This window comes from Syntrophaceae bacterium, from assembly GCA_013177795.1.
In the GTDB taxonomy this organism is placed as follows: Bacteria; Desulfobacterota; Syntrophia; order Syntrophales; family UBA2192; genus UBA2192.
Genome location: JABLXY010000001.1, coordinates 440,367 through 464,255, shown reverse-complemented (window position 1 = coordinate 464,255; position 23,889 = coordinate 440,367). Strand labels below are relative to the sequence as shown.

The 23,889-nt window shown below is 65.4% G+C and carries 23 protein-coding genes, 4 tRNA genes and 2 pseudogenes; 25 read left to right on the top strand and 4 right to left on the bottom strand.

What is annotated here, in order from left to right:
- Positions 1 to 48 precede the first annotated feature (48 nt).
- The 7 genes from HPY67_02130 (at position 49) to HPY67_02100 (ending at position 5,134) form a co-directional block, all read left to right on the top strand.
- Positions 49 to 1,671 carry a hypothetical protein gene (locus tag HPY67_02130; GenBank protein ID NPV03509.1) on the top strand — a complete coding sequence of 541 codons (1,623 nt, stop codon included), beginning with the start codon at positions 49 to 51 and terminating at the stop codon, positions 1,669 to 1,671.
- A gap of 80 nt (positions 1,672 to 1,751) precedes the next feature.
- Positions 1,752 to 1,828, top strand: a tRNA-Arg gene (locus tag HPY67_02125).
- A gap of 9 nt (positions 1,829 to 1,837) precedes the next feature.
- A tRNA-His gene (locus HPY67_02120) sits at positions 1,838 to 1,914 on the top strand.
- Between the two features lie 20 nt (positions 1,915 to 1,934).
- A tRNA-Arg gene (locus HPY67_02115) sits at positions 1,935 to 2,011 on the top strand.
- Positions 2,012 to 2,035: 24 nt separating this feature from the next.
- Positions 2,036 to 2,111 (top strand) — tRNA-Lys (locus HPY67_02110).
- A gap of 418 nt (positions 2,112 to 2,529) precedes the next feature.
- Positions 2,530 to 3,939, top strand: coding sequence for a bifunctional enoyl-CoA hydratase/phosphate acetyltransferase (locus HPY67_02105; protein NPV03508.1), 1,410 nt, complete (start codon positions 2,530 to 2,532; stop codon positions 3,937 to 3,939).
- A 4-nt stretch (positions 3,940 to 3,943) separates the two neighbouring features.
- A complete protein-coding gene (locus tag HPY67_02100; GenBank protein NPV03507.1) occupies positions 3,944 to 5,134 on the top strand; it encodes an acetate/propionate family kinase in 1,191 nt (396 codons plus the stop codon).
- 97 nt (positions 5,135 to 5,231) lie between these two features.
- On the opposite strand, the gene HPY67_02095 is transcribed toward HPY67_02100, so the two are convergent.
- The gene (locus HPY67_02095; protein ID NPV03506.1) at positions 5,232 to 7,550 is read right to left on the bottom strand and encodes a BamA/TamA family outer membrane protein; all 2,319 of its coding nucleotides are present in this window, start codon (positions 7,548 to 7,550) and stop codon (positions 5,232 to 5,234) included.
- A 278-nt stretch (positions 7,551 to 7,828) separates the two neighbouring features.
- On the opposite strand from HPY67_02095, the gene HPY67_02090 reads away from it, so the two are divergent.
- The 17 genes and pseudogenes from HPY67_02090 (at position 7,829) to HPY67_02010 (ending at position 21,008) form a co-directional block, all read left to right on the top strand.
- Entirely contained in the window at positions 7,829 to 9,307 is a 1,479-nt protein-coding gene (locus HPY67_02090) for a hypothetical protein (protein NPV03505.1), read from the top strand.
- Positions 9,308 to 9,314: 7 nt separating this feature from the next.
- Positions 9,315 to 9,806 (top strand): annotated as a pseudogene (locus tag HPY67_02085) (PAS domain S-box protein).
- 411 nt (positions 9,807 to 10,217) lie between these two features.
- A pseudogene (locus HPY67_02080) lies at positions 10,218 to 10,652 on the top strand (PAS domain S-box protein).
- Between the two features lie 36 nt (positions 10,653 to 10,688).
- Positions 10,689 to 11,213: a helix-turn-helix transcriptional regulator gene (locus HPY67_02075; protein NPV03504.1), complete on the top strand. Its 525-nt coding sequence runs from the start codon at positions 10,689 to 10,691 to the stop codon at positions 11,211 to 11,213.
- Positions 11,214 to 11,607: 394 nt separating this feature from the next.
- Entirely contained in the window at positions 11,608 to 12,459 is an 852-nt protein-coding gene (locus HPY67_02070; GenBank protein ID NPV03503.1) for a hypothetical protein, read from the top strand.
- A 75-nt stretch (positions 12,460 to 12,534) separates the two neighbouring features.
- Positions 12,535 to 13,050 carry a hypothetical protein gene (locus HPY67_02065; protein NPV03502.1) on the top strand — a complete coding sequence of 172 codons (516 nt, stop codon included), beginning with the start codon at positions 12,535 to 12,537 and terminating at the stop codon, positions 13,048 to 13,050.
- A 57-nt stretch (positions 13,051 to 13,107) separates the two neighbouring features.
- Positions 13,108 to 14,484 (top strand): F0F1 ATP synthase subunit beta, encoded by a 1,377-nt coding sequence (locus tag HPY67_02060; protein NPV03501.1) that lies wholly within the window; start codon positions 13,108 to 13,110, stop codon positions 14,482 to 14,484.
- On the top strand, positions 14,474 to 14,860 hold the full coding sequence (locus HPY67_02055; protein NPV03500.1) for a F0F1 ATP synthase subunit epsilon: 387 nt from the start codon (positions 14,474 to 14,476) through the stop codon (positions 14,858 to 14,860). Before HPY67_02060 ends, HPY67_02055 begins: the two co-directional genes overlap by 11 nt.
- Complete coding sequence (locus HPY67_02050) at positions 14,853 to 15,182, top strand: ATPase F0F1 (GenBank protein ID NPV03499.1); 330 nt, start codon at positions 14,853 to 14,855, stop codon at positions 15,180 to 15,182. The genes HPY67_02055 and HPY67_02050 overlap by 8 nt, the downstream gene beginning before the upstream one ends.
- 91 nt (positions 15,183 to 15,273) lie before the next feature.
- Positions 15,274 to 15,576, top strand: a complete 303-nt coding sequence (locus HPY67_02045; GenBank protein ID NPV03498.1) for an ATP synthase subunit I — start codon at positions 15,274 to 15,276, stop codon at positions 15,574 to 15,576.
- Entirely contained in the window at positions 15,557 to 16,288 is a 732-nt protein-coding gene (locus HPY67_02040) for a F0F1 ATP synthase subunit A (GenBank protein NPV03497.1), read from the top strand. Before HPY67_02045 ends, HPY67_02040 begins: the two co-directional genes overlap by 20 nt.
- A 19-nt stretch (positions 16,289 to 16,307) precedes the next feature.
- Positions 16,308 to 16,586 (top strand): F0F1 ATP synthase subunit C, encoded by a 279-nt coding sequence (locus HPY67_02035; protein NPV03496.1) that lies wholly within the window; start codon positions 16,308 to 16,310, stop codon positions 16,584 to 16,586.
- A gap of 3 nt (positions 16,587 to 16,589) precedes the next feature.
- Positions 16,590 to 17,360 (top strand): hypothetical protein, encoded by a 771-nt coding sequence (locus HPY67_02030; protein ID NPV03495.1) that lies wholly within the window; start codon positions 16,590 to 16,592, stop codon positions 17,358 to 17,360.
- Between the two features lie 12 nt (positions 17,361 to 17,372).
- Positions 17,373 to 18,929: an alternate F1F0 ATPase, F1 subunit alpha gene (locus HPY67_02025; GenBank protein ID NPV03494.1), complete on the top strand. Its 1,557-nt coding sequence runs from the start codon at positions 17,373 to 17,375 to the stop codon at positions 18,927 to 18,929.
- Positions 18,916 to 19,821: a F0F1 ATP synthase subunit gamma gene (locus HPY67_02020; GenBank protein ID NPV03493.1), complete on the top strand. Its 906-nt coding sequence runs from the start codon at positions 18,916 to 18,918 to the stop codon at positions 19,819 to 19,821. The genes HPY67_02025 and HPY67_02020 overlap by 14 nt, the downstream gene beginning before the upstream one ends.
- Positions 19,822 to 19,908: 87 nt before the next feature.
- A complete protein-coding gene (locus tag HPY67_02015; protein ID NPV03492.1) occupies positions 19,909 to 20,742 on the top strand; it encodes a cytidylate kinase-like family protein in 834 nt (277 codons plus the stop codon).
- Between the two features lie 74 nt (positions 20,743 to 20,816).
- Entirely contained in the window at positions 20,817 to 21,008 is a 192-nt protein-coding gene (locus HPY67_02010) for a hypothetical protein (protein NPV03491.1), read from the top strand.
- On the opposite strand, the gene HPY67_02005 is transcribed toward HPY67_02010, so the two are convergent.
- Positions 20,995 to 21,441 carry an OsmC family protein gene (locus HPY67_02005; protein ID NPV03490.1) on the bottom strand — a complete coding sequence of 149 codons (447 nt, stop codon included), beginning with the start codon at positions 21,439 to 21,441 and terminating at the stop codon, positions 20,995 to 20,997. The two genes, HPY67_02010 and HPY67_02005, sit on opposite strands and share 14 nt — an antisense overlap.
- Before the next feature lie 475 nt (positions 21,442 to 21,916).
- Here HPY67_02005 and HPY67_02000 point away from each other — a divergent pair, with 475 nt between their 5' ends.
- Positions 21,917 to 22,453 (top strand): tetratricopeptide repeat protein, encoded by a 537-nt coding sequence (locus tag HPY67_02000; GenBank protein NPV03489.1) that lies wholly within the window; start codon positions 21,917 to 21,919, stop codon positions 22,451 to 22,453.
- A 58-nt stretch (positions 22,454 to 22,511) separates the two neighbouring features.
- Here HPY67_02000 and HPY67_01995 read toward each other — a convergent pair whose 3' ends face one another.
- Together HPY67_01995 and HPY67_01990 are read right to left on the bottom strand one after the other, a co-directional pair.
- A complete protein-coding gene (locus HPY67_01995; GenBank protein ID NPV03488.1) occupies positions 22,512 to 23,369 on the bottom strand; it encodes a hypothetical protein in 858 nt (285 codons plus the stop codon).
- On the bottom strand, positions 23,366 to 23,878 hold the full coding sequence (locus HPY67_01990) for a hypothetical protein (GenBank protein ID NPV03487.1): 513 nt from the start codon (positions 23,876 to 23,878) through the stop codon (positions 23,366 to 23,368). Before HPY67_01990 ends, HPY67_01995 begins: the two co-directional genes overlap by 4 nt.
- Positions 23,879 to 23,889: the final 11 nt, after the last annotated feature.

Sequence of the window (23,889 nt, the reverse complement as noted above, 5' to 3'; positions counted from 1 at the left end):
AGCGGCCCGCTCGCAATACTCGTGCCGGGCAGGCCCCGGGAGACCTCGATGACGATTCTTGCGAGAGCCATCGCCGCCGGAGTGCTGGGCCTCTTCGTGGCCCTGTTGCCGCAGGCAGCGGGGAACGCGGAGGCCGCACTCGTCGTTTCAGCCCGCGAGATCGACCTCGGCGACCTGGGCCCCGGAGAAACGGCCCGGGCCCAGTTCCAGATCACCGCGACTGCGGAGGAGAGGGTCCGGTGGACCCTCGTGGCGCCCGACGACTGGGAGTCCTCCCGGAGCGGGCTCGCAGGGGAAACGGCAGGCCTCCCGTCGAGGGTCGACATCCTTCTGGCTTCCCTCAGAGAGGAAACGGCAGAGGGCCGTCACACGGTGGAGATCCGGCTCACATCGCGCGGTGAATCCCTGGTGCTGAGGCGGGTGCTTTCCGAAGGGCCCTGGCGGCTGGCGCTTCGGATCGAATCCGACAGCGGGGGGCGCACCGTGTTCCTCCGGTTCACGCTCGCCGAAACGAGGACGCGGCCGAGACTCGAGGCGGAGCCACGGGGCATCGACCTCGGGGAGACGGAGCCGGTGCGGGAGATCTCGCGCAGGATCCGCATATCGAACACGGGAGCGGGCGTTCTGCGCTGGCAGGCATCCTCCGGCGGGGCCGGGGTCCCGCCCGCAGCGGCCCGGACGAGATACATCTCGCTGTACAACGAATCCCTGTCCGCCGGTGCCCCTTACGCGCCGCCGGCACCCCTGAAGGACGCCGTGCAGCTGACGGGTCCCTGGGCGTCTGAAAAAGGCTATCCGAAGGCCGCAGCCCCCGGCTGCACCCTGCGGGTCGAGTTCCGGGGATCGGGTGCCGTCCTCACCGGAAGAACTGCATCGGAAGCGGCCGCGCTGAGGGCAATGGTCGGAGATCTGCCCCCCAGGGAACTGGTTTTCGAGGACATCGAGGACGGGCGATTCGAGGCAACCGTTGCGCAGGGCCTTCCCGAGGGGCCTCACAGCCTTCTGCTGCAGGTTTCGGAGGGGTCCGTCGTCCTCGAAGGCCTCTCGGCGATGGACTCACGGGTGACGGCACCGCCCGCGGCGTGGATGCGCCTCACCCCGCTGTCGGGTACGACCACGCGGGAGACGGACTTCGTGTCGGTCCGGATGAGCCTCGCCGATTTGAAGCCCGGCGTTTACACGGACCACGTCACGATCACCTCCAACGGCGGGACCATCCGGATTCCCGTTTCGTTCATCATCACCGGCGAGGCGGCGCCGAAGCACCTTGCGGTCTGGCGTTACGTCCGGGGGGAAGACATCCTGTTCACGTCGAGGCCCGAGAGGGAAGACCCCCGCTACATCGGCGCCTACCGCCGCGAGGGACTGGCTTTCCGCCTCTACGGACCCGGCACGGCGGGGACCGCGGAGCTGCACCGCTGGTACAACCCCGCGATCGGCGATCACTACTACTCCACGGAGCGAGGCGGAGGCCGAAAGAACCTCCAGGGCTACGTCTACGGCGGGACGATCGGCAACATCGCCACGATCCGGCTTCCCGGAACGAGGGAGCTCTACCGGTGGTTCCACCCCGGGACGGGGCGGCACTTCTTCACGACCGACCCGGCCGGAGAGGGGATGGGCGCCAGGGGGTACCGGTTCGAGGGCACCGTGGGCTTTGTCCTGCGCTGACGGGAAAAAAAGTTGAAATCCAGCTTGACAAAACCGGGCAAAGCGTTTATTAATCTCGCTTCGCGACGGGAATGTCACGTGCGCCTGTAGCTCAGCTGGATAGAGCAACGGACTTCTAATCCGTAGGTCCCGGGTTCGAATCCCTGCAGGCGCGCCAGATAAGATGGTGGGTGTAGCTCAAGTGGTTAGAGTGTCGGGTTGTGGCCCCGAAGGTTGAGGGTTCGAGTCCCTCCACTCACCCCAGCAATAGAACGGGCAAATGAGCGCCCGTAGCTCAGATGGATAGAGTCGCAGACTTCGAATCTGTTGGTCGCACGTTCGAGTCGTGCCGGGCGCGCCATAAATAAGGAAAGCCGAAACTCCTGGGCCGCTAGCTCAGTTGGTAGAGCAGCTGACTCTTAATCAGCGGGTCGCAGGTTCGATCCCTGTGCGGCCCACCAGGACAAGAGAGCCGTCTCGCCCTTAAGGCGAGGCGGCTTTTTTGTCGCGCAAGACCCCGCCGTCGGTCAAGACCGTGCATGCCGGACGGCTGCACACGGGGACGTGCCCAACAGCCACGAGACGTCCTTCTTTGCTCTCGAAAACCCTTTACCGCGTCGCCGAAAGCGATTACCATTTGCGCAGTTCAATGAGCGTGCGGCGCAGGCAGTCTCGAACAGGGGCGGGACCCTGTCCCTGCGGCCATGCCGTTTGGCCGCAGGCGGCCGGGCCGTTTCTGCATCCGTGCCGATGCGTCTCGGTGGTGTTGCGGGCGGGGGATGCCCTGCCCCGGCATCAACCGGGATCGCCACGCAGGGTGCCGGCTGCCGAAGAGCGTTTCGAAAGCATAACCGCAGAGACGTGAAAGGAGCAGGAGGAATGCCGCAACGAAAAGAGCTGACGAATGTGACCTTCGACGAGATCCGCATCGGCCAGTCCGCCGAAATGACGGTGACCCTGACGAAAACCCAGGTCGAGCTGCTGGCCGCTGTGTCGGGCGACGTGGACGCCTTTCACCTCAAGGCGGAGGACGCAGCGGGCGTGCCGGCATACGGGAAGCGGACCGAGGCCGCCGGCGCCGTGGCCCTCATCTCCTCACTGATCGGCACCCGCCTGCCGGGTCCCGGCTCGAAGATCCTCAGACGCGAGCTGAGCTTCAGCGGCGACATCGCCGTGGGGGATACTCTCACGGCCACGGCGACCGTGAGAGAAAAGAGGCCGGAGGGCCATGTCGTGGTCTTCGATACACGGTGCGAAAACCAGTCCGGCAAGGTGCTGATCTCAGGCGTCACCTTCGTGGAGGCCCCGACGAGGCGGCTCGTATACGACGACATCGCGCCCCATCACATCGAGCTGCGGCGAAGCGACGCCTTCCTGGATCTCTTCAAGACCTGCGACACCTGCGAGCCCGTCACATGCGCCGTGGTGCACCCCTGCGACCGGGAGTCGCTCATGGGGGCCATCGAGGCCGCCCGCAGGCGGATCATCGATCCGGTGCTCGTCGGTCCCGAGGAGAGGATCAGGAAGGCTGCCGAGGCCGCCGGCATCGATCTTTCCCCCTTCCGGATCGTCCCGACGCCCCACAGCCACGCCTCGGCGGAGAAGGCCGTCGAGCTGGCCCGCGCGGGGGAGGTGGAGTCGCTCATGAAGGGGAGCCTCCACACCGACGAAATCATGGGGGCCATCGTCCCCTCGGCATCGGGCATGCGGACCTCGAGGCGGATCAGCCACGCCATGGTCATGGACGTCCCGACCTACCACAAGATGTTTATCATGACCGACGCGGCGGTCAACATCGCACCGGACCTGGCGGCCAAGAGGGACATCGTGCAGAACGCCATCGACCTGGATCATGCCCTGGGCATCGACAGGCCGAAAGTGGGCATCCTCTCCGCCGTCGAGACGGTCAATGCCAGCATCCCCTCCACGCTCGATGCGGCCGCCCTGTGCAAGATGGCCGACCGGGGGCAGATCACCGGCGGCATCCTCGACGGGCCCCTGGCCTTCGACAACGCCATCAGCACCGAGGCGGCGCGGATCAAGGGCATCCGCTCGGAGGTGAGCGGGGACGTGGACATCCTGCTGGCGCCCGACCTGGAGTCGGCCAACATGCTCTTCAAGCAGCTCACATACCTGGCAGGGGCCGAAGGGGCGGGCATCGTGCTGGGGACCCGGGTTCCCGTCGTACTGACGAGCCGGGCGGATTCGGTGCGCACCCGGCTTGCCTCGGCGGCGCTCATGGCCATCGTCGCCCAGGCCCGCAGGCAGGGCAAATACGAGGTGAGGTAGACCGATGAGCGATGTCATCGTCGTGCTCAACGCGGGATCGTCGAGCCTGAAGTTCACCCTCTACGAAGAGCGCGGGGAGACGCTGCAAGTCCTTGCGGACGGGCAGGTCGAGGGGCTCTTCACGGAGCCGCGGTTCAAGGTGAAAGACGGGGAGGGCAGGGTCGTCGGCGAACGGACGTGGCCCGCCGGGACGCAGCTCGGCCAGCAGGGGGCCGTGGAGGCGGTCTTTTCCTGGTGCGGCAGCGAGGCCTGCTCGGCCGATCGGGTCCGGGCCGTGGGCCATCGGGTCGTCCATGGGGGGCTGGAGTACACGGAGCCGATCGTCGTGAACGGGGAGATCCTCGACGATCTCGAGAAATTCGTGCCCCTGGCGCCCCTGCACCAGCCGCACAACCTGGCGGCCATCCGCAACATCGCAAGCCGCTTCCCGGACATCCCCCAGGTCGCCTGCTTCGACACATCGTTCCACACCACGATTCCCTCGGTCGCGCAGGCCTTCGCCCTGCCCCGCAGGCTCACGGAGCAGGGCATCCGGCGTTACGGGTTCCATGGGCTCTCCTACGAGTACATCGCCTCGGTCCTGCCGGGGATCGACCCGGAGGCGGCGAAGGGAAGGACCGTGGTGGCGCATCTCGGCAACGGCGCCAGCCTGTGCGCCATGCTCGGCCTGAGGAGCATGGCCTGCACGCTGGGGTTCACCGCCGTCGACGGCCTCATGATGGGCACCCGATGCGGCAGTCTCGACCCGGGCGTCATGCTCTACCTCATGGACGAATGCGGCATGAGCGCGCGGGACCTTGAAACCCTCATCTACAAGGAGTCAGGCCTGCTGGGCGTTTCGGGGATTTCGAGCGACATGCGGACGCTGCTGCAAAGCGCCGACCCGAGAGCCGCCGAGGCGGTGGAGCTCTTCGCATACCGCATCGTGCGCGAGCTGGGGTCGCTTGCCGCCGCTCTCGGGGGGATCGACGCGCTCGTCTTCACCGCGGGGATCGGAGAGAACGCAGCTCCGATCCGCGAGCGCGTCTGCAGGGCCTCCCGGTGGCTGGGCCTGGAGCTCGACGAGGGGGCCAACGCGGCAGGCGGGCCGAAGATCAGCAGCGATGGAAGCCGGGTGCGCGCCTGGGTCATCCCCACCGACGAGGAGCTGATGATCGCCCGGCACACCCGGCGGCTGCTCGATGGTCTCGGCTGACGCCACCCCGTCCATCCCTGAATCGCAGTCCCCGGAACCCTCTCCTCACCGGAGCCGGGACGGGCGAGGAGCGGATCGGGGCCCAATGTCAGCGGCCTCACCGCATGCCGACACCGAAAAGGACGTAGAAGCTTCCGCTCCCATCGTCGGATCGGCCGTAGGCGACGTGGAACGGTCCGAGGATGGTGTCCGCCGCGAAGAAGAGACTGCCGCAGTACAGGGTGCCGCCCGCCGTCGTGGGGTCGAAGCGGTTTTTGACCTCACCGGCCTCCAACGATCCCCCGAGGTAAAGCCCGCGGCCTACCGGGGCGGGCAGGTCGGAAAAGCGGTAGGTATAGACCAGTCGGCCCAGATGGTAGCCCCTGCCGACGAGCTGGTCCGTGGCATAGCCCGAGAAGCGCAGGAAGCCGCCGGTCTGGAAGAGATCGTAAAGCGGCAGCGTGCCGCCCGGGCTGTCGCCCCAGGAGAGGCCGAGGGTGAGGGTATGCCGGCCGATGTGGAAGGGTTTCTGAAAGGTCAGCTCGTATTTGTTGTAGTTGTCCTCGGCGCCGAAGGCCTCGTTGGTGACAAAGAAACTGCCCATCAGGGAAAAGCCCGTTGCGGGAAAATGCACATTGTCGAGCCGGTCGAGCGCGAGCCGCCCCATGAACCCCCCTTGCCGGAGATTGTACTCCGGCACCAGGCTGCTTGACGGCGCGAGGGACAGAACCCCGAAATTGCCGTCCGTCTTCAGCCTTCCCTGGAAGAACCCGGCGCGCAGCTCGCCCAGCCTTCCCTGCACGCCAAGGTCGAGACCGCCGCGGAAGGTGCCGACATCGTACTCACCGACCCACTGGCTGCCGAAATAGTATGCGATGGGCGCTATCCTGAGATCCAGCCAGGGGGCGGCAAAGACGCCGACCCGGGGGGTGAAGGGCTGATAGAACTCGGTGTGGATCTCGTCGACATAGCCCACCCTGGCGTCTGTCCGCCACTCGGCCCCGAGGCTGTTGAGCCAGGTCATGCGGTACATGAAGGCGGCGTTGAGGCGCGGATCGCTTTGGAAGTCCGTCGCGTACCCGATGCCGAACTTGAAGTAGTTCGGTCCCCAGGATTTCTCGACGCCCTCCACCTGGATGGTGTTTCTCTCCCTGTCGTCGAGCAGGCGGTAATCAAGACGCTCGAAATCCCCGCGGCCGAAAACGGTTGTCAGGTTTTTGTGGAAGGACTCCAGCCAGGATCTCTCGGGGCCCAGCCGCCCCTCCATCACGGCCTCGATGCGGGCGGGCTCCTGCCGGATCTCGGCCTCGATGACCGCGGGGTTCACGCGCTTCATCGTGTCGGCCACCCGGATGTCGGCACGCTCCACCTCTCGGATCTTCCGTGCGGCGAGGCTCGACTGCCAGGCCCTGAAATCCTCCTCGCTGACGCTCAGGGCCTTGAGCCGGTCCCCCGCGGCGCGGGCGGCATCGACGCCGATGGGGATCGTCTTCATGGCCGCCGCGAAATCGCTCGAACTGAATTCCCCGAGCTGCGGGGTGATGAGGATGTCCTTCTCCGTCAGCTCGCCGAGGGAAACCCTCACGTTCTGGTCCGTCATCAGGTTGATTGCCTGCAGGGCCACGGAGGCCGCCGAGGTGAGCTGCTCTCGCCGGCGCGGGGTCGTGCCCAGGTTGACGGCGATGATGACCTCGCAGCCGGCCTCGCGGGCCACGTCGACGGGCAGGTTTCGCACCATGCCCCCGTCTACGTAGAGACGGCCGTCGATCTCCACGGGGGCGAAGACGGCCGGGATCGACATGCTGGCCCGCATGGCCATCACGAGGGCCCCTCGGTCGAAGACCCTCATGCGTCCGTCCTCCAGGTCCATCGCCACGGCGCGGAAGGGGATCGGGACGGCGTCAAAGCTGCGGGAGGCCCGGCCCTGCTCGAGGCCGACGAAGGCCGTCAGCAGGAATTCGAGCTTGTAGCCCGACGTCGTGCCCATGGGCAGGAGGATTTTCCCGTCCCGGAATCCCAGTTCGAGCCCCAGAAGCCCCTTGAAGTCGTCGCGCTTCTGCCTCCACGGGATGTACTCCCTGGTCGGGGTGTCGCGGAAGATGTCCTCCCAGTCCATGGCCTCGATCCTCTTTTCCATCTCGCCGGGCGACATGCCGGAGGCATAGAGGCCGCCCACCAGCGATCCCATGCTGGTGCCGGCGATGAAGTCGACGGGGACGCGGAGCTCTTCCAGAACCTTGAGGACGCCGATGTGCGCCACCCCCCGGGCGCCGCCGCCGGAGAGGACGAGGCCGACTTTCGGCCTTCCGGGTATCTTGTACAGCGCCGGCGGGTCTTCCGCTCCGCTTGAAAGGGCAGGGCAGGACAGGGCGGACAACACGAAGAGCGTCACCGTTGCCATCAGGGCCGCTGCGCGCGTCGGTCTGATCACAGTCATCGCGCACCTCCTGCCAAGCAAAATCGCAGCGGGCGAAAGCCCTGCGGGGGATGGGTGAATACCTTGGGATGGACTGCGTTGAGCGATGTAGACGGCTCAGATGTCTCGTAGCAGAAAACCTTTTGCCCGGCAATAAATGGTTAGCCCGCCCAGTATGAAAGATCATGACCCTCGCTCTTATTTGCACAGGAAGCAGTTGAGCACGGGAATGAAATCGGCTATGTTCCTGGTGGATGTCCCGTAGGGCGCCTGCACCCGGAGGAGAGGAAGATGTCGTCATGAGAAAGAGGAACCTCGCGGCGGGGATCTTGCTGGCTTTTGTTGTCCTCCTGGCCGTCCTCTCCATTCCTGCGCCTGACCCGCCCGTGCCGGCAGGGGCGGCTGGCGAGCCCTTCACGTGGAAGCAGGATGAGAAGTGGAAAGCCCTCGAGGCGTCCTACCTGCAGGCACGGGAGATCGGCTGCAGGGGTCTGCAGGCGGGAACCGCCCAGAGGTTCCGGCAGGCCCGGCAATACCTGTCTGTCCTTGCGGTCTCGCCGGTGAAACCGGAAGCCGCCCTTCTCGACAGGCTGGAGAGCCTCACCTTCAGCCTGGGGACACGCGTGGCCGCCTGCCCGGAGCGGATCCCCGACTACATCGATCTCGTCACGAGGGAGCGCAGCGCCCTCAAGCGCCAGTCCCGGGCCTGGGACCTCAATGACCGGATCGTGCGCGACCGGCTCTACCGGATGCTCTACGGCGGCCGGGCGGCCCTGGAGGAGGTCATGCTCCAGGCCCCTGAGGGGTCCTATCCCGGGCTCATCCGGGCTGAAGACGTGGACTCCGTCACCCCGGCCGTCGTGTTCCTGGGCCTGACGCTCAGCAGCGGCGATATCCTCGTTTCGCGGGGCGGCGCGCCGACGTCGGCCCTGATCGCCCGGGGAAATGACTACCCGGGAAACTTCTCCCACGTGGCCCTGCTGTACGTGGACGACAGGACCGGGTCGCCCGGCATCGTCGAGTCCCACATCGAGATGGGGGTTGTCGTCTCGACGGTCGAGGAGTACATCAGGGACAAGAAACTGCGCATCATGGTCCTGCGGCCGAGGCCCGACCTGCCGCAGTTGAAGGCCGACCCGATGCTGCCTCACAAGGCGGCAAAAAGGGCCTACGAGGAGGCGAAGAGCCGGCACATCCCCTACGATTTCGCGATGGACTTCCGGGACCCCTCGAAATGGTTCTGCTCCGAGGCGGTGTCCTGGGCCTACGGGCAGCACGGCGTGGATCTCTGGAAGGGGACGACGCGCATGTCCGCTCCGGGTGTCGTTCGGTGGCTCTCCTACTTCGGGGTGACGCACTTCGAGACACAGGCGCCCGCCGATCTCGAGTACGACCCGCAGCTCACGGTGGTCGCCGAGTGGCGCGACCCCGATACCCTCTGGCAAGACCACGTGGACAACGCCGTCATCGAGGCCATGCTGGAAGGCGCCGACGAGGGGGACACGATCCCGGCGCCCTGGTGGAAGCTGGCCGTGGTGAGGATGGCGAAGGGCTACAGCCTTCTGCTCAACCTCTTCGGCGGCGTCGGGCCCGTCCCCGAGGGGATGGACGCCATGGCGGCGCTCCGCAACATCGAGCTTTCCGCGCGGCACGGGGCCATGAAGAAGGCCCTTCTCGCCCGGGCGGACTCATTCAGACAGACGCACGGCTACAGGCCGCCATACTGGGAACTGGTCCGCATGGCCAACGAGGTGCGAAAGGAAGAAAAGAGGAGGTGAGGTCCCGATGAAAGGCACGGTGGGCAACGGCGGAGAGGCGGGCGGGCCGCTCGTCACGGACGAGAGCATCCTGCGGGGAATCGTCGACGGGTTCTTTATCCCTGCCTTCGTCATCGACCGCGAACACCGGGTCCTGCACTGGAACCGGGCCCTGGAGGAGATCAGCGGGATCCCGGCCTCGGCGGTCATCGGCACCGGCGAGCACTGGAGGGCATTCTACAAGAAGCAGCGCCCCTGCATGGCGGATCTTCTCGTCGACGGGGCACAGCGGGAAATCACGCGGTGGTATGCGGGCAAGGTCCGGCCGTCGGCCCTGATCCCGGAGGCCTTCGAGGCGACGGACTTCTTCCCCGACCTGGGCGAGGACGGCCGGTGGCTGCGGTTCACGGCAACGCTGATCCGGAACAGCCGCGGCGGGATCGTGGGCGCGGTGGAGACGCTGGAGGACATCACGGAACAGAAGCTCGCCGAGGAGGCCCTCCGGGAAAGCCAGCAGCGGCTATACCAAATTCTCGAGGGGTCCCCCATCCCGTCCTTCGTGATCGACCGGGACCACCAGGTCATCTTCTGGAACCGCGCCCTGGAGGAGCTGAGCCGCATCCGGGCCGATGACATCGTCGGGACGGACCAGCATTGGCGGGCGTTCTATGCGTCGAAGCGCCCCTGCATGGCCGACCTCATCATCGACAAGAAGCTCCACGAGATCAGGCGCTGGTACGCGGGGAAGGGGGCACCCTCCCGGCTGCTCAAGGAGGCCTTCGAGGCGACGGACTTCTTCCCCGACCTGGGAGAGGGCGGTCGATGGCTGCGCTTCACGGCGGCGGCCATCCGGAATTCCGAGGGTGAGCTCGTCGGCGCCGTGGAGACCCTCCAGGACATCACGGAGCAGAAAGCGGCCGAGTCCTCCCTGATGGAGAGCGAGCAGCGACTGCACAGCATCCTGCAGGGCTCGACCATCCCCACGTTCGTGATCGGCCGTGACCACCGCGTGCTCTTCTGGAACCGGGCCCTGGAGGAACTGAGCCGGATTCCCGCGAAGGAGGTCATCGGGACGAACCAGCAGTGGAGGGCCTTCTACAGCGGGGAGAGGCCCTGCATGGCCGATCTCCTCGTCGAGGGGGACATCCGCGAGATCTCACGCTGGTACAAGGGGAAATTCAGCAAGTCCAAGCTCCTCAAGGATGCCTACGAGGCCACGGACTTCTTCCCGTCGCTGGCGGACGGCAAGTGGGTGCGGTTCACCGCCACGGTCATCCGCAACGCCGCGGGGGAGGTGATCGGGGCCCTGGAAACCCTGGAGGACATCACCGAGCGCAAGCGCAGCGAGATCGCGCTCCAGAAGGCCCACGACGAGCTGGAGCAGCGTGTCGAGGAACGGACCATGGACCTGCTGCAGTTCTCGGAGTCCCTGAAGCGGGAAATCATCGAGCGCAAGGAGGCCGAGCAGAAGCTCCGCAAGCGGGAGCGCGAGCTGAAGAGAAAGACCCGGAGCCTGCAGGAGGTCAACACCGCCATGAAGGTGCTCCTGGACCAGAGGGAGAAAGACCGCCGCGAGGTCGAGGACATGATCCTCAACAACGTGAAGGAGCTGCTGGCGCCCTACCTGGAAAAGCTCAAGAAGACAAAGCTGACCGATATCCAGCTGGCCCACGTCCGGGTCCTGGAGGCGAACCTGGAGAACATCATCTCGCCGTTCCTCAAGAACCTGCACGCGAAGCACCTGAACCTCACCCCCAAGGAAATCCGGGTGGCCTCCCTGATCAAGGAGGGCCGGACGACCAAGGAGATTGCGGAGCTGCTCGGCATGTCCGTTGCGGCCGTTGAATTCCACCGCAACAACATCCGCAGGAAACTGGGCCTGCGCAACAAGAAGGCCAACCTCGTCTCCCACCTCGCCGCGATGTAGCGCACCCCGTCCGCCCCGCGGGCTTTCGCGCCCAACCTCTCCCCTCCCGGGAGAGGGCATGGGCGAGGAGGCTCTGCAATCGTTCACGCCCCCCTTGGTCCCCTCCCGACAGACGAGGGGAACCATGCACGAGACTCCCGCTGAGGAAGGGCCGGCAAGGAGAAGGCTTCCGGATCGATTCCCGCCGCACGAAACCCGGTGCCGCATCAGTATGAGGAAATACCTCATACTAACCTACTGATCTATTCATATTGTGCATCGGCGCGCCTCCCGGTACAGTGGGGCCGAAGACGGAAGCCAGCACCGGGATGCCGGGCCGGGCGCACGCCGGGCGGACGATGCAGGGGAGGAAAGGCAACCAGGACAGGACGCTACAGGGTCAAGGAGGGACGCCATGCAGGCCGTAGCGACGAAGCTGATCGACGTGACGGAGGCCAACGCCGAGAAGATCGCCCGGCAATGGTTCGCCGACGTGAGGAAAAACCCCAAGACCCCCTCCTACCACAACCTGACGGAAGACCGGGCCATCCCGCAGGCCGTCGACTTCTACCAGAAGTTTCGGGCCGTGTTTGCCGCCAAGAACCCCTTCGAGGAGGCGCGGCGGGTGTACACGAAATACGCCGACGAGAGCTACCGTCTCGGGGTGCCCCTGCACGAGGCGATCTACGCCCTGACCCTCATGCGGCGGCACATCTGGCTCTACGCCGAGTTCCAGGCCCTGTTCGTCTCCGCCGTCGAGCAGCAGCAGGCCGTCGAGAGCCTCAACCGCACGATCCTGCTGTTCGACTACGCCACCTACGTCATCACGGACCGCTACCAGGAACTCATCCGGGGGGAGGTCGACAGGCAGCTCTCGGCCCTGCGCGCCCTCGGCATGGAGGAGAGTTTCACGGGGAGCAAGGTCGGCATCATGGCCTGCCTTCTCGTGGCCTGCGGCTTTTTGACCTACTACTACCACGCGGTGATGGCCAGCGGGGTCATCTTCACACACCTGTTTTACATCCCCATCGTGCTCGCATCCATCTGGTGGAGGAAAAAGGGGATCGTCGTGGCCGCCCTGCTGGGCCTGATCCTTGTCGTGAGCCACCTGATCTTCATGAAGGAGGTCCCGCTCACGGATGACCTGATCCGCGCCATCATGTTCATCGTCGTCTCCACGGTGGTGGCGCTGCTGGCCGAAGGGTTCTCGAAGATCGAGGTCCTCTACAGGACGGCGCCCCAGGCGGGGTCCGCCGTTGAGACCTAGCAGGCGGCCCGGGACAGTTCCCGCAGGGCAGCCGTTTCGCGGCACGGGGAGTGTGCCGCCGGAAGGCGGGGGATCATGAAGGGGTACGCGACGAAGCTCATCGAGGTGACGGAGAAGCACGCCGACCGGATCGCCTCACAGTGGCTCGGCGACGTGCGCATGAACCCCAAGACCCCCTCCTACCACAACTTTTCCGACGAGAAGGCCCTGTCGCACGCCGCTGCGTTCTACCGCAACTTCCGAAGCCTCTTCAGCGCCGAGAAACCCTACGACGCGGCCCGGAAGTTCTTCACCAAGTACGCCGACGGGCGCTATGCCGAGGGGATCCCGCTGCACGAGGCGATCTACGCCCTCATCCTGATGCGGAGGCACATCTGGCTCTACGCGGAGTTCCAGTCGCTGTTCGTCTCGGCCGTGGAGCACCAGCAGGCCGCCGAGAGCCTGACGCGGACCATCCTGATGTTCGATTACGCCACGTACGTGATCACCGAGCGGTACGAGGAGCTCATGAAGCGGGAAACGGAGGAACGCATCCGCCGGGAAGGCCGGCCGGGCGGGCGGCAGCAGCCCGCCGGGGAGCGGCCGAAGTAGGCGGGTGTCACGGGTCAAACCGTCCGACCGACACCAACATCGAGGGGGAAGAGAAACGTGGAACACAGAGGCACCGTAGTATCCGTCAGAGGCAGCGTCGTCGACGTGCGGTTTCCCGACCGTCTGCCGGAGATCCGTCACGTGCTGCGGGCGGGCGACGACAACCGGATCCGGATCGAGGTCACCGCCCATCTCAACGCCAACGTCGTCCGGGGGATCGCCCTGACCCCCACCCAGGGTCTCTCCCGGGGGTCGTCCGTCCTGGACACGGAACAGCCCTTCCGGGTGCCCATCGGCAAAGGCCTTCTGGGCCGCGTGTTCAACGTCTTCGGGGAGGTGATCGACAACGGGCCGCCCGTCGAGGCGGCCGAAACACGCCCTATCCACCGGGAGCCCGTCCCGATCACCCAGCAGTCAACCGTGTCGGAGATCTTTGAGACGGGCATCAAGGCCCTCGACGTGCTTTCGCCCCTCGAGCGCGGGGGCAAGGCGGGGCTCTTCGGGGGTGCCGGCGTGGGCAAGACGGTTCTTCTCACCGAGCTGATCCACAACGTCGTGAGCGGCCACGAGGGGATCAGCATCTTCTGCGGCATCGGGGAGCGGTGCCGGGAGGGCGAGGAGCTCTACCGCGAGATGAAGGAGGCGGGGGTCCTCAAGAACACGGTCATGGTCTTCGGGCAGATGAACGAGCCGCCGGGGGCCCGCTTCCGCGTCGGCCACACGGCGCTCACGATGGCCGAGTATTTCCGGGACGACGAGCGCCAGGACGTGCTCCTCATGATGGACAACATCTTCCGGTTCATCCAGGCCGGGCAGGAGGTCTCGGGCCTCATGGGGCTTCTGCCCTCGCGCCTGGGGTACCAGCCGACGCTGGCCTCCGACCTCGCCGAGCTCGAGGAGCGGATCTGCAACACCACGACGGGCGCCATCACCTCCATCCAGGCCGTCTACGTGCCGGCGGACGACTTCACGGACCCTTCGGCCTCGCACACCTTCAGCCACCTGACGGCCTCCATCGTGCTGTCCCGCAAGCGGGCGAGCGAGGGGTTCTACCCGGCCGTGGACCTCCTGCAGTCGGGCTCGAAGATGCTCATGCCCAACATCGCCGGCGAGCGGCACTACCGGATCGCCCAGGAGGTCCGCCGCAACCTCACGATCTACGAGGAGCTCAAGGACATCATCGCCATGCTCGGGATCAACGAGCTGTCCCGGGAGGACCAGCGGACGGTCTTCCGGGCGCGGCGCCTGGAGCGGTTCTTCACGCAGCCCTTCTTCACGACGGAGCAGTTCATCGGCAAGCCCGGACGCATGGTCACCCGCGAGCAGGCCCTCGAGGGCTGCGAGCGGATCCTCAACGACGAGTTCGCCGATTACCCCGAGAGCGCGCTGTACATGATCGGAACGATCGACGAGGCGAAGAAAGATGAGGCTTAAGATCCTGCTGCCCGCCGAGGTGTTTCTCGTCGAGGAGGTCTCGAAGGTGGTCGCCGAGGCCGAGAACGGGTTCTTCTGCCTGCTGCCCCAGCACGTCGACTTCACGGCGGCCCTCGTGCCGAGCGTCCTGTCGTACCAGGCGGGCGGCCGGGAGCACTACCTGGCCGTCGACGTGGGGACCATCGTCAAGAAGGGGCCGGAGGTCCTCGTGTCGGTCCGCAGCGCGGCGCAGAGCGACGAGCTGGGGACCCTGAAGGACATCGTGACGCGGCAGTTCGAGGAACTCGACGAGCGGGAGAAGAAGGCGCGGTCCTCCGCGGCGAAACTGGAGCTCGACCTGCTCCGGAGATTCATGGAGTTGAGGGAGTATGAGTGACGAACACCTGACCCCGAGCGAACGGCGCGAGAAGGCCGCCAAGGAGTACACCCGGCAGGTGGGCCGGAAGGAGGCGCGGCGCCTCAAGGGAAAGACCCAGAAGGACGAGACGATCTGGTTCGGACTGGGGATGTTCGGCATCGTGGGGTGGTCCGTCGCGATCCCGTCCCTCGTCATGACGGCCCTCGGGCTCTGGATCGACCGGACGTGGCCCAGCCGGTTCTCGTGGACCCTGATGCTGCTCATCATGGGCGTGGCCCTCGGGTGCATGAACGCCTGGTACTGGGTGAAGAGGGCCCGGCAGGACATCATCAAAGACTAAACCCTCAGCCCCCTTTGTCCGTGTGGGTCCGGGGTGACGGCGGCATTGGGGCCGGCCCCGGGCCCGACGGGCCGAACTGGAGGAGAGTGCAGTGGGAAACGGGCTGCTTGCCTTTCTGGCCGGAATCGCCCTCGGGGCCCTGTTCTTCGGGGGGCTCTGGGAGACGGTCCGGCGCCTGCCAGGCGCGGGAAACCCGTTGCGCAGGATGACCCTGAGCTTTCTCCTGCGGCTCACCGCAGCCCTGGCGGCCTTTGCGGTGATGGCCCGGGGCGGCTGGGTGACCCTGGCCGCGGCGGTGGCCGGGTTCATCCTGGCGCGGGAGATCCTCGTGCGAAAACTCGGGCACACCTCGTACGGCATCCTCGGAGGGACGCATGGAAATCGTAGCCATTGACCAGATCAGCCCCGACCAGGTCATCCTCTTCACGTGGGGATTCGTCACGATCAACGCGACCCTGCTCTACACGTGGCTCATCATGGGGCTGCTCGTCGGCGGGTCCATGGTGATCACGAAGGACCTCTCTACGGACCGGACGATGAGCCGCTGGCAGAACCTGCTCGAGGTCATCGTGGGCACCATCCGCGCGGAGATCCGGGAAATCGCCCACGAGGGCACCGACACGTACTTCCCCTTCATCGCGACGCTCTTCCTCTTCATCCTGTTCTCGAACATCTTCACCTTCATCCCGGGCTACGTCGCGCCCACCTCGTCCCTGACCACGACGGCGGCCATGGCGATCATGGTCTTCGTCGCCGTCCCGATGTACGGCATCGCGAAGAACGGCATCGTGGAGTACCTGAAGGAGTACTTCCGGCCGACGTTCATCTTCTTTCCCTTCCACGTCATGGGGGAGTTCTCGAGGACCCTGGCCCTGGCCGTCCGGCTCTTCGGCAACCTGATGAGCCACGAGAAGGTCATCGCCATCCTGCTTGCCGTGACCCCGCTGTTCTTCCCGGTCATCATGCAGGCTCTGGGGCTTCTGATCGGCGTCATCCAGGCCTACATCTTTGCGATCCTGGCCATGGTGTACATCGCCTCGGCCACCCAGAGCCATGAGGAGGCGGGGCACAAACCGAAGAAAGACACGGAAGCCGTGAAAATCTAGAAAGAAAGGAAGGATCGGTATGGACAGCATGAGCATTGTGGCAATGGCGTCGATCATTACGGCGGGAATTTGCATGGGAATCGGAGCGATCGGCCCCGGGTTCGGCATGGGGCGGGCCGTCCAGGGTGCGTTGAACTCGATCGCGCAGCAGCCCGACGAGCGCAACTCGCTGACCCGCACCCTCTTCGTCGGTCTGGCCATGATCGAGTCCATCGCGATCTACTGCTTCGTGATCTCGATGATCCTGGTCTTCGCGAACCCGTTCTGGACGTACGTGATGAAAAAAGCAGGAGGCTGATCCATGCACATCGACTGGTTTGTCTTCCTGTGCCAGATCGTCAACCTCCTGCTGCTTCTGTGGCTGCTGAAGAAGTTCCTCTACGGGCGGATCATCCAGGCCATGGATGCGCGTGAGGCGAAGATCGCAAGCACCTTCGAGGAGGCCGAGAAGGCCCGCGAGGCGGCCCGCGCGTCCGAGGCCCGGTACGGGGAGCGCCTGCGGGCCCTGGAAGCCGAATTCGAGTCCATGATGAACCGCGCGCGCGAGGAGGCGGAGACCCGCCGCAAGGAGATGCTCGACCTGGCCCGGGCGGAGGTGGACCGGATGCAAGCCCGGTGGATCGAGACGCTGCGGTCCGAGAGGGACGCCTTCCTGCAGGAGCTCCGGCGCATGGCGGGCACGCAGATCTACGCCATCACGCGCCGGGTGCTCAAGGACCTGGCCGACATGGACCTCGAGAAGCGCATCGTGGAGATCCTCATGGAGCGGATCGAGACGATGGACGAGACGGAGCGCAGGAAGTTCCGGGATTCGATCGGCGAGGGCGGGATCGTCACCGTGCAGAGCGCCTTCGACATCCCCCCGGACGAGCAGCGCAAGCTCGACGAGGCCATTCACCGGTACATCGCGGGCGGCGCCCAGGTCGTCTTCGAGCGGGCCGACGACGTGATGACGGGCTACGAGCTCAAGTCGGACGGGCACAAGATCGCCTGGAGCATCAAGGACTACCTGGATTCCCTCGAGGAGAAGTTCTACCACGCCCTCTACGAGGAAGCGCAGGAAAAGCGATAGCAGGGGGAGACCATGAGCATACCCAGAGAGAAGGAAGAGCTGAAGGAATTCCTCGACGACACCTTCAGGACGATGGACCGGGTCCTCGAGGATCAGCACCCGGAGCTCAAGGAGCGCGAGGTGGGGATCGTCAAGTACGTCGGCCACGGCATCGTCCGGGTCGGCGGGCTGCCCAACATCAAGGCCGAGGAGGTCGTGCTGTTTCCGAAGAACGTGCAGGGGCTCGTCTTCAACATCGACCCAGACGAGATCGGGATCATCCTCCTGGGCCCCAGCGAGCACATCGTCGCCGGCTCCGAGGTGCGCCGCACGGAGCGCATCCTCGACGTCCCCGTTGGCGAGGGCCTCATCGGCCGGGTGGTCGACGCCATCGGACGCCCGCTGGACAACCAGGGGGAAGTCCGGGCGGTCAAGCGCCTGCCCGTCGAGCGCGAGGCGCCCCCCGTCATGGCCCGAGACCCCGTCACGGCCCCCCTGCAGACGGGCATCAAGGTGATCGACGCCCTCATCCCCATCGGCCGGGGGCAGCGCGAGCTCATCGTCGGCGACCGCCAGACGGGCAAGACGGCCATCGCCGTGGACACGATCATCAACCAGTGGGACAAGAACGTCATCTGCATCTACTGCGCGATCGGCAAGAAGGCCTCCGACGTCGCCAAGGTCATCGCCGATCTGCGTCAGCACGACGCCATGAAGTACACGATCGTCGTCGTTGCGACCGGGGAGGACCCGCCGGGGCTGCAGTTCATCGCCCCCTACGCGGCCACCTCCATGGGCGAGTACTTCATGTCCAAGGGCATCGACGTGCTCGTCGTCTACGACGATTTGACCTACCACGCGCGGGCCTACCGGGAGCTGTCGCTGCTGCTCAGGCGCCCGCCCGGCCGCGAGGCCTTCCCGGGGGATATCTTCTACATCCACTCGAGGCTCCTGGAGCGCTCCACGCACCTGCGCAAGGAGCACGGCGGCGGGTCGCTCACGTCCCTGCCGATCGTCGAGACGGAGGCACAGGACATCTCGGCCTACATCCCGACGAACCTGATCTCCATCACCGACGGGCAGATCTACCTCTCGCCCCGGCTCTTCCAGAAGGGGATCCTGCCCCCCGTGGACGTGGGCAAGTCGGTCTCCCGCGTGGGGGGCAAGTGCCAGCTTCCCGCCTACCGGGCCGTCGCGGGGGACCTGCGCATCTCCTACTCGCAGTTCGAGGAACTGGAGACCTTCTCGCGGTTCGGCACGCGGCTCGACGAGGCGACACGCCGGGTGCTCGAGCGCGGCTGGCGGGTGCGCGAGATCCTAAAGCAGCCCCAGTACAAGCCCATCCGGGTGGCCGAGCAGATCGCGGCCCTGCTGGCCATCACCGGCGGCACGCTCGACTCGGTGCCTCTCGGCAGGATCGGCGAGGCGGAGGCGGCGCTGCGGAAGGAGACGGTCGAGAAATCCCCGGCGCTCTGCGGACGGATCGAGATGGGGGAGAAGCTTGCGGCGGACGACCGGAAGCACCTGCTCGAACTGGCCCGGGCCGCCACGGAATCCATGAAGGCCGAGGAGAGCCATGCAGACCAGTGAGGCGCTGAAGCGGAAAATCCAGAGTGCACAGGACCTTCTCGGGGTCGTCAAGACCATGAAGGCGCTGGCCGCCGTGAGCATCCGGCAGTACCAGAAGGCCGTCGAGTCGCTTGCGGAGTACAACCGCACCGTCGAGATGGGGCTCCAGGTCGTCCTCAAGCAAAGCCGGGGCAGTTTCGCACCCCTGCGCGCATCGTCGGCGAAGCGGCTCGGCGTCATCGTCTTCGGCTCAGACCAGGGGCTCTGCGGCCAGCTCAACAACATCATCGCCGCCCACGCCGTCGAGGGGATGAAGGCCCAGGCGGTACCGAAAGAGAACTGCATCGTCATCGCCGTAGGCGTCCGCGTGGCCGACATCCTCGAAGACTCGGGGTACCGGGTCCTCGAGGTCCTCAGCACGCCGGGCTCGACGGGCGGCATCACGCCCATGGTCCAGGACATCACGACGCTGCTGGAAGACTGGCGCTTCAAGCGCCAGATCCAGAACATGGTCCTTTACTACAACGAGTACCTCTCGGGGGCGAACTACCGGCCGAAGACGCTCAAGCTTCTGCCCGTCGACCGGGAATGGCTGAAAAACCTGGAGAGGAGGAAATGGGAATCCAGGACGATCCCGACGTTCACCATGGACTGGCAGACGATCTTCCGGGCGCTCATCCGGGAGTACCTCTTCGTCTCGCTCTACCGGGCCTTCGCCGAGTCGCTGGCGAGCGAGAACGCGAGCCGGCTGGCGGCGATGCAGAGCGCCGAGAAGAACATCGAGGAGCGTCTCGAGGAACTCTTCGGCCAGTTCCACCGGCAGCGGCAGAGCACGATCACCGAAGAGCTGCTCGACATCGTGAGCGGATTCGAGGCCCTCGGCGGGGCGGAGCAGGCCGTCAAGGCGGGATGATGCCGCACTGCCGAAAACGGGGCAGGTACACATCAACAGGGTGAGGACAGGGAAAGGCCCCTGTCAGACCGAAGGGGGTGAAAAACCATGAGCATGGACCGGAAAGTTTGTTCCATCTGCGCCTGGCGCGAGCACTGCCAGAAGCGTTTCCAGGTCGCCACGGACCAGCTGTTCAACGTCAACTGTCCCGATTACACGCGGGACGTGCAGATCAAGGACAGCGAGATCGAGGCGAAGATCGTCCAGGAGCAGCTGGAGAAGTGGCAGCGGGAGAAGAAGCCGGTCAACGAGTACACCATCACGATCTCGAGGCAGGCCGGGGCAGGCGGCAGCGAGATCGCGCGGCTACTGGCCCAGAAGACGAAAATGGACCTCATGGCCGGGCAGATCATCCAGCACGTGGCCGAGAGCTCCAAGATGAGCACGAAGGTCGTCGAGACGCTGGACGAGAAGGCCATGACGACCATGGAGAGCTGGATCAACTCCATGTTCGTCTCCCGGCACCTCTGGCCGAGCGAATACCTGAAGCACCTCACGAGGGTCATCGCCACGATCGGCAAGCACGGCAACGCGATCATCGTGGGGCGCGGCGCCGGCCACATCCTGCCGCCGGAGACGACGTTCCGGGTCAGGATCGTCGCGCCGCTCGAGTACCGAATCCAGAGCATGATGCGGATCCGCAACCTGTCACGCCCCGACGCGGAGAAGTACATCGAGAAGCGCGACGGGGACCGCATCGCCTTCGTGAAGAAGTATTTCCAGGCCGACGCCATGGACCCGCTGAACTACGATCTCGTGATCAACACGGAGAAACTCGGAATCGAGGGAGCCGTGGACACGATCCTGATCGCGTTCCGCGACTGGACGAAGAGGGTTGAAGAAAAGAAACCCGCCGCTGCGAGACGGGCCAAGGCGCACTGAGCGCGGTGCCCAACGGGAAGGACTTCGGAATGGGGCACGGCGCAACAACCTGTCATTCATGCCGAGCCGGTGCCGTGTTCGTGCTCTGCCTGGGATGCGGGGAGGCCGTCTGCGAGGCCTGCGCGCAGTTCGAGCTGATCGGTTCGGGCTGCGGGTGCGTCTGGCCTGCCTACTACTGCCCGAAATGCGCATGGGACCCCATGGTGAACCCCAACGCCGCCTTTCGTGACCCGCCGGGGGGGGAAATAGACCTCACCTCTCGATGAGGATCCCCTTCTGCACGATGGGCACGTGCCCGAGCAGGGAATCGTTGACGGGACATCGACTCTTGACGAACTCGATGAATTCCCGGACCTTTTCCTCATCCGCGTCCGTCTTGATGTGAACGGTGTAGCGGATCTCGTGGAGCCCGGCCCTGACGCCGTCCTTGCCCCTCAGAAACCCGTCCGGATCCAGGTCGCCCTCCAGCTCGACGCGGAAGTCCTGGACCTGGATCTTCCGGGCCTTGGCAAACAGGCGTGCCACGATGCACTGGCAGGCCCCCAGGCAGCACAGCAGCATCTCGACAGGGTTCATCCCCGTGTCTGTCCCCCGCAGTGTCTCGGGCTCGTCCATGAGGACCGTGAACTTGCCCGCCCGGTTCTCCACGGAAAGGCCCTCCCTGAGAATCGATTCGGCTCGGAACGTGACGATCGCCATGGCCACCCCCTGTTTCGAAGTGCAGAGATGGGACACCTCTACAGCAAAAAGGACGGGGAGGCAACCCCCGTCCCATTTTTTTGCTTTACGGATCGATCCAATCGATCTATGATTCATCTGGATTCGGCCGATGGAGGGGAAGGCCGGAATCGGGGTATCGCAATCACGCCAATCTTGTCGGACGGTTGACCGGGGCAGGGCCATGCCGCGCCGCGGTCTATGACGTCATGGTGTCTGCCGGCGCATGGCCCGCGCGGAAGGCACGGCATACCTCTTTCATTTCCCCTCTTGTTGACTCCTTTGTTCGCCGTCTTGCCCTGCATTGCTGTGCGGCCCGGCAAGGAAAGAATTGGACGTGGATGCGCACCCTGACATGATGCGCTCCTGGTTGCTTTGAAGAAACGGCCCACTCGTTTCCCCTCCCTCGACGGGAGGGGATCAAGGGGAGGGTGATGCGCAGACCGGTCAATTTCCGATGAAAGATCGACTCGCCGACATCCTGGGGATTACGGACATACCGGCCGGTTCGAAACGGGAACCGGCTAACGGCTGGTCCGGGCGCGACCCGTCGCCGGAGAGCCTTGCCGAGATCCAGATCAGCCCCCCGGCCTTTGGGCCCGAGGCGGATGCCCGCATCGAGCAGTCCGGCGGCATGGTCCCTGACGAGGCCATCGCCGCCTTCCGTAGGGCCAACGCCTACTTCGCCGTGAGGAACTACGGGCGCGCCGTGAGCGACTACACGAGGGCCCTGGAGCATGCCCCGCGGTCGCCGGAAATCTACTTCAACCGGGCCATCGCGCACGAGAGGGCAGGCCGGTATTCGAAGGCCGTCGAAGACTACACCAGCGCCGTCACGGTCGATCCCCAGTACGTCAAGGCCTACTGCAACCGGGCGTCCCTGTGCTGGTCGCAGGGGGACAGGGAACAGGCCCTGGAGGACATGAAGAGGGCGGCGAGGCTCGGTCTGCGGGAGATGCAGTCGTATCTGAAATCCAAGGGCATCGACTGGTAAAATCCGGGGGGCTCGTGCAGACGGCTCGGGCCTCCATCGTCGGTTGAGGCCTGACGGCCTAGAAGCGGTAGCCCAGCCCCACAAAGACCGCGTGGCTGTCCAGCGAACCGAGATTCCCGCTCTCACTCGTGTAGGAGTAACCCGAAACCGCGTAGATCGCTTTCGTGATGTCGTAGCCGACATTGACGCTGAGGCAATGCCGGTCGACGGTGTCCTTGACGACGAGGGCGTTGAATGCCTGCGAGTACCCGTAGCGGTAGCCCCGGCCGCGTGCAGGCATCGACGGAGCCGTGATCGTCGACGCCGAGGTGACGAACGAATCCCCGTGGGCAAACTCGTAGCCGATTTCCGTGAAGAAGGCCGCGGTCCAGTTCACACCCGCCAGGACGCCGACGGCATTCTCGGAATAGGAATAGATCTCCTCATCGGCGCTGCTGTTCGTGTAGACGTAATACTGCCCCGTGTAGAACCGGGGAGTCCACCGCTGCGACAGCGACGCGCGGACGCCATAGGCGAGGGCCGACTGCTCCGAATCGCTGACCGCCTTGCCCCTGAGGAAGGGTGCAACGTTCAGGCTCCACACCGGATTGAGGAAAACGGATATCCCGGGGGCGACAAAACCGCTGATCTGGTTGAGGTCGCTTTCGCTCGCGTAGGCCGACCCCGAGAGCGTGGCCTTGAGGGTCCAATCCACCCGCGACTCCCCCGACGGCAATCGGGCGTACGAGCCATGGACCGTCAACGCCGTATCCCCCTTGGCGTCGTCCAGCGATCGGTTCACGTTGGACTCGTAGCCGAGACGGGCTCCCAGCTCCCAGTCGGACCCCGCAGCATTCGGGACGGAAGCAAGAAGCAGGGCCGTCGCCAGCATGGCGATCGACAGGCATTTTCCGACATTCCGGCCAACGTGTGTCATCTTCTTCCCCGACCTCCTGCCCCCATGCCGCGGCCCGCGCCTTCTCCGTGCATGGGAGAGCCGAACCCGCCCTTTCGCTCGCCGCTGAAACCGCCTCCCCGCCAAGACGGAGACCCATCCTCACCGCGGAAGACGATTACCCTGTTCGACGGAAGAATCAGGACCTCCTGGGCGATCAGGTACAGGTTCCCGTCCTTGCCCAGGGTCTTCGAGCCGCGGACCTGGACGGTCGTCCCGTCCACCTGATTTCCTTTCAGGTCATTCCAGTACCAGGGCGGGGACGCCAGGACCGTATAGGTGTCCCTTTCCGACGCGACCCGGAAGCGGACGGGCCCGCTCTCCGGGATTTGGATATCGGATGCCTTCCCTCGTATGACGCCCACCGTGTTGATGTCGAAGCCGTCCGGGTAGTGGATGCCGCTCCCCGGCAGCACGAGGCCGCGCTCGTCGGCCGCCGCGGTGCCGACGAGAAAGAGGAGCGCCGCAAGGGGCAGGAGGGCAAGGGCCATCCTGCCCCGTG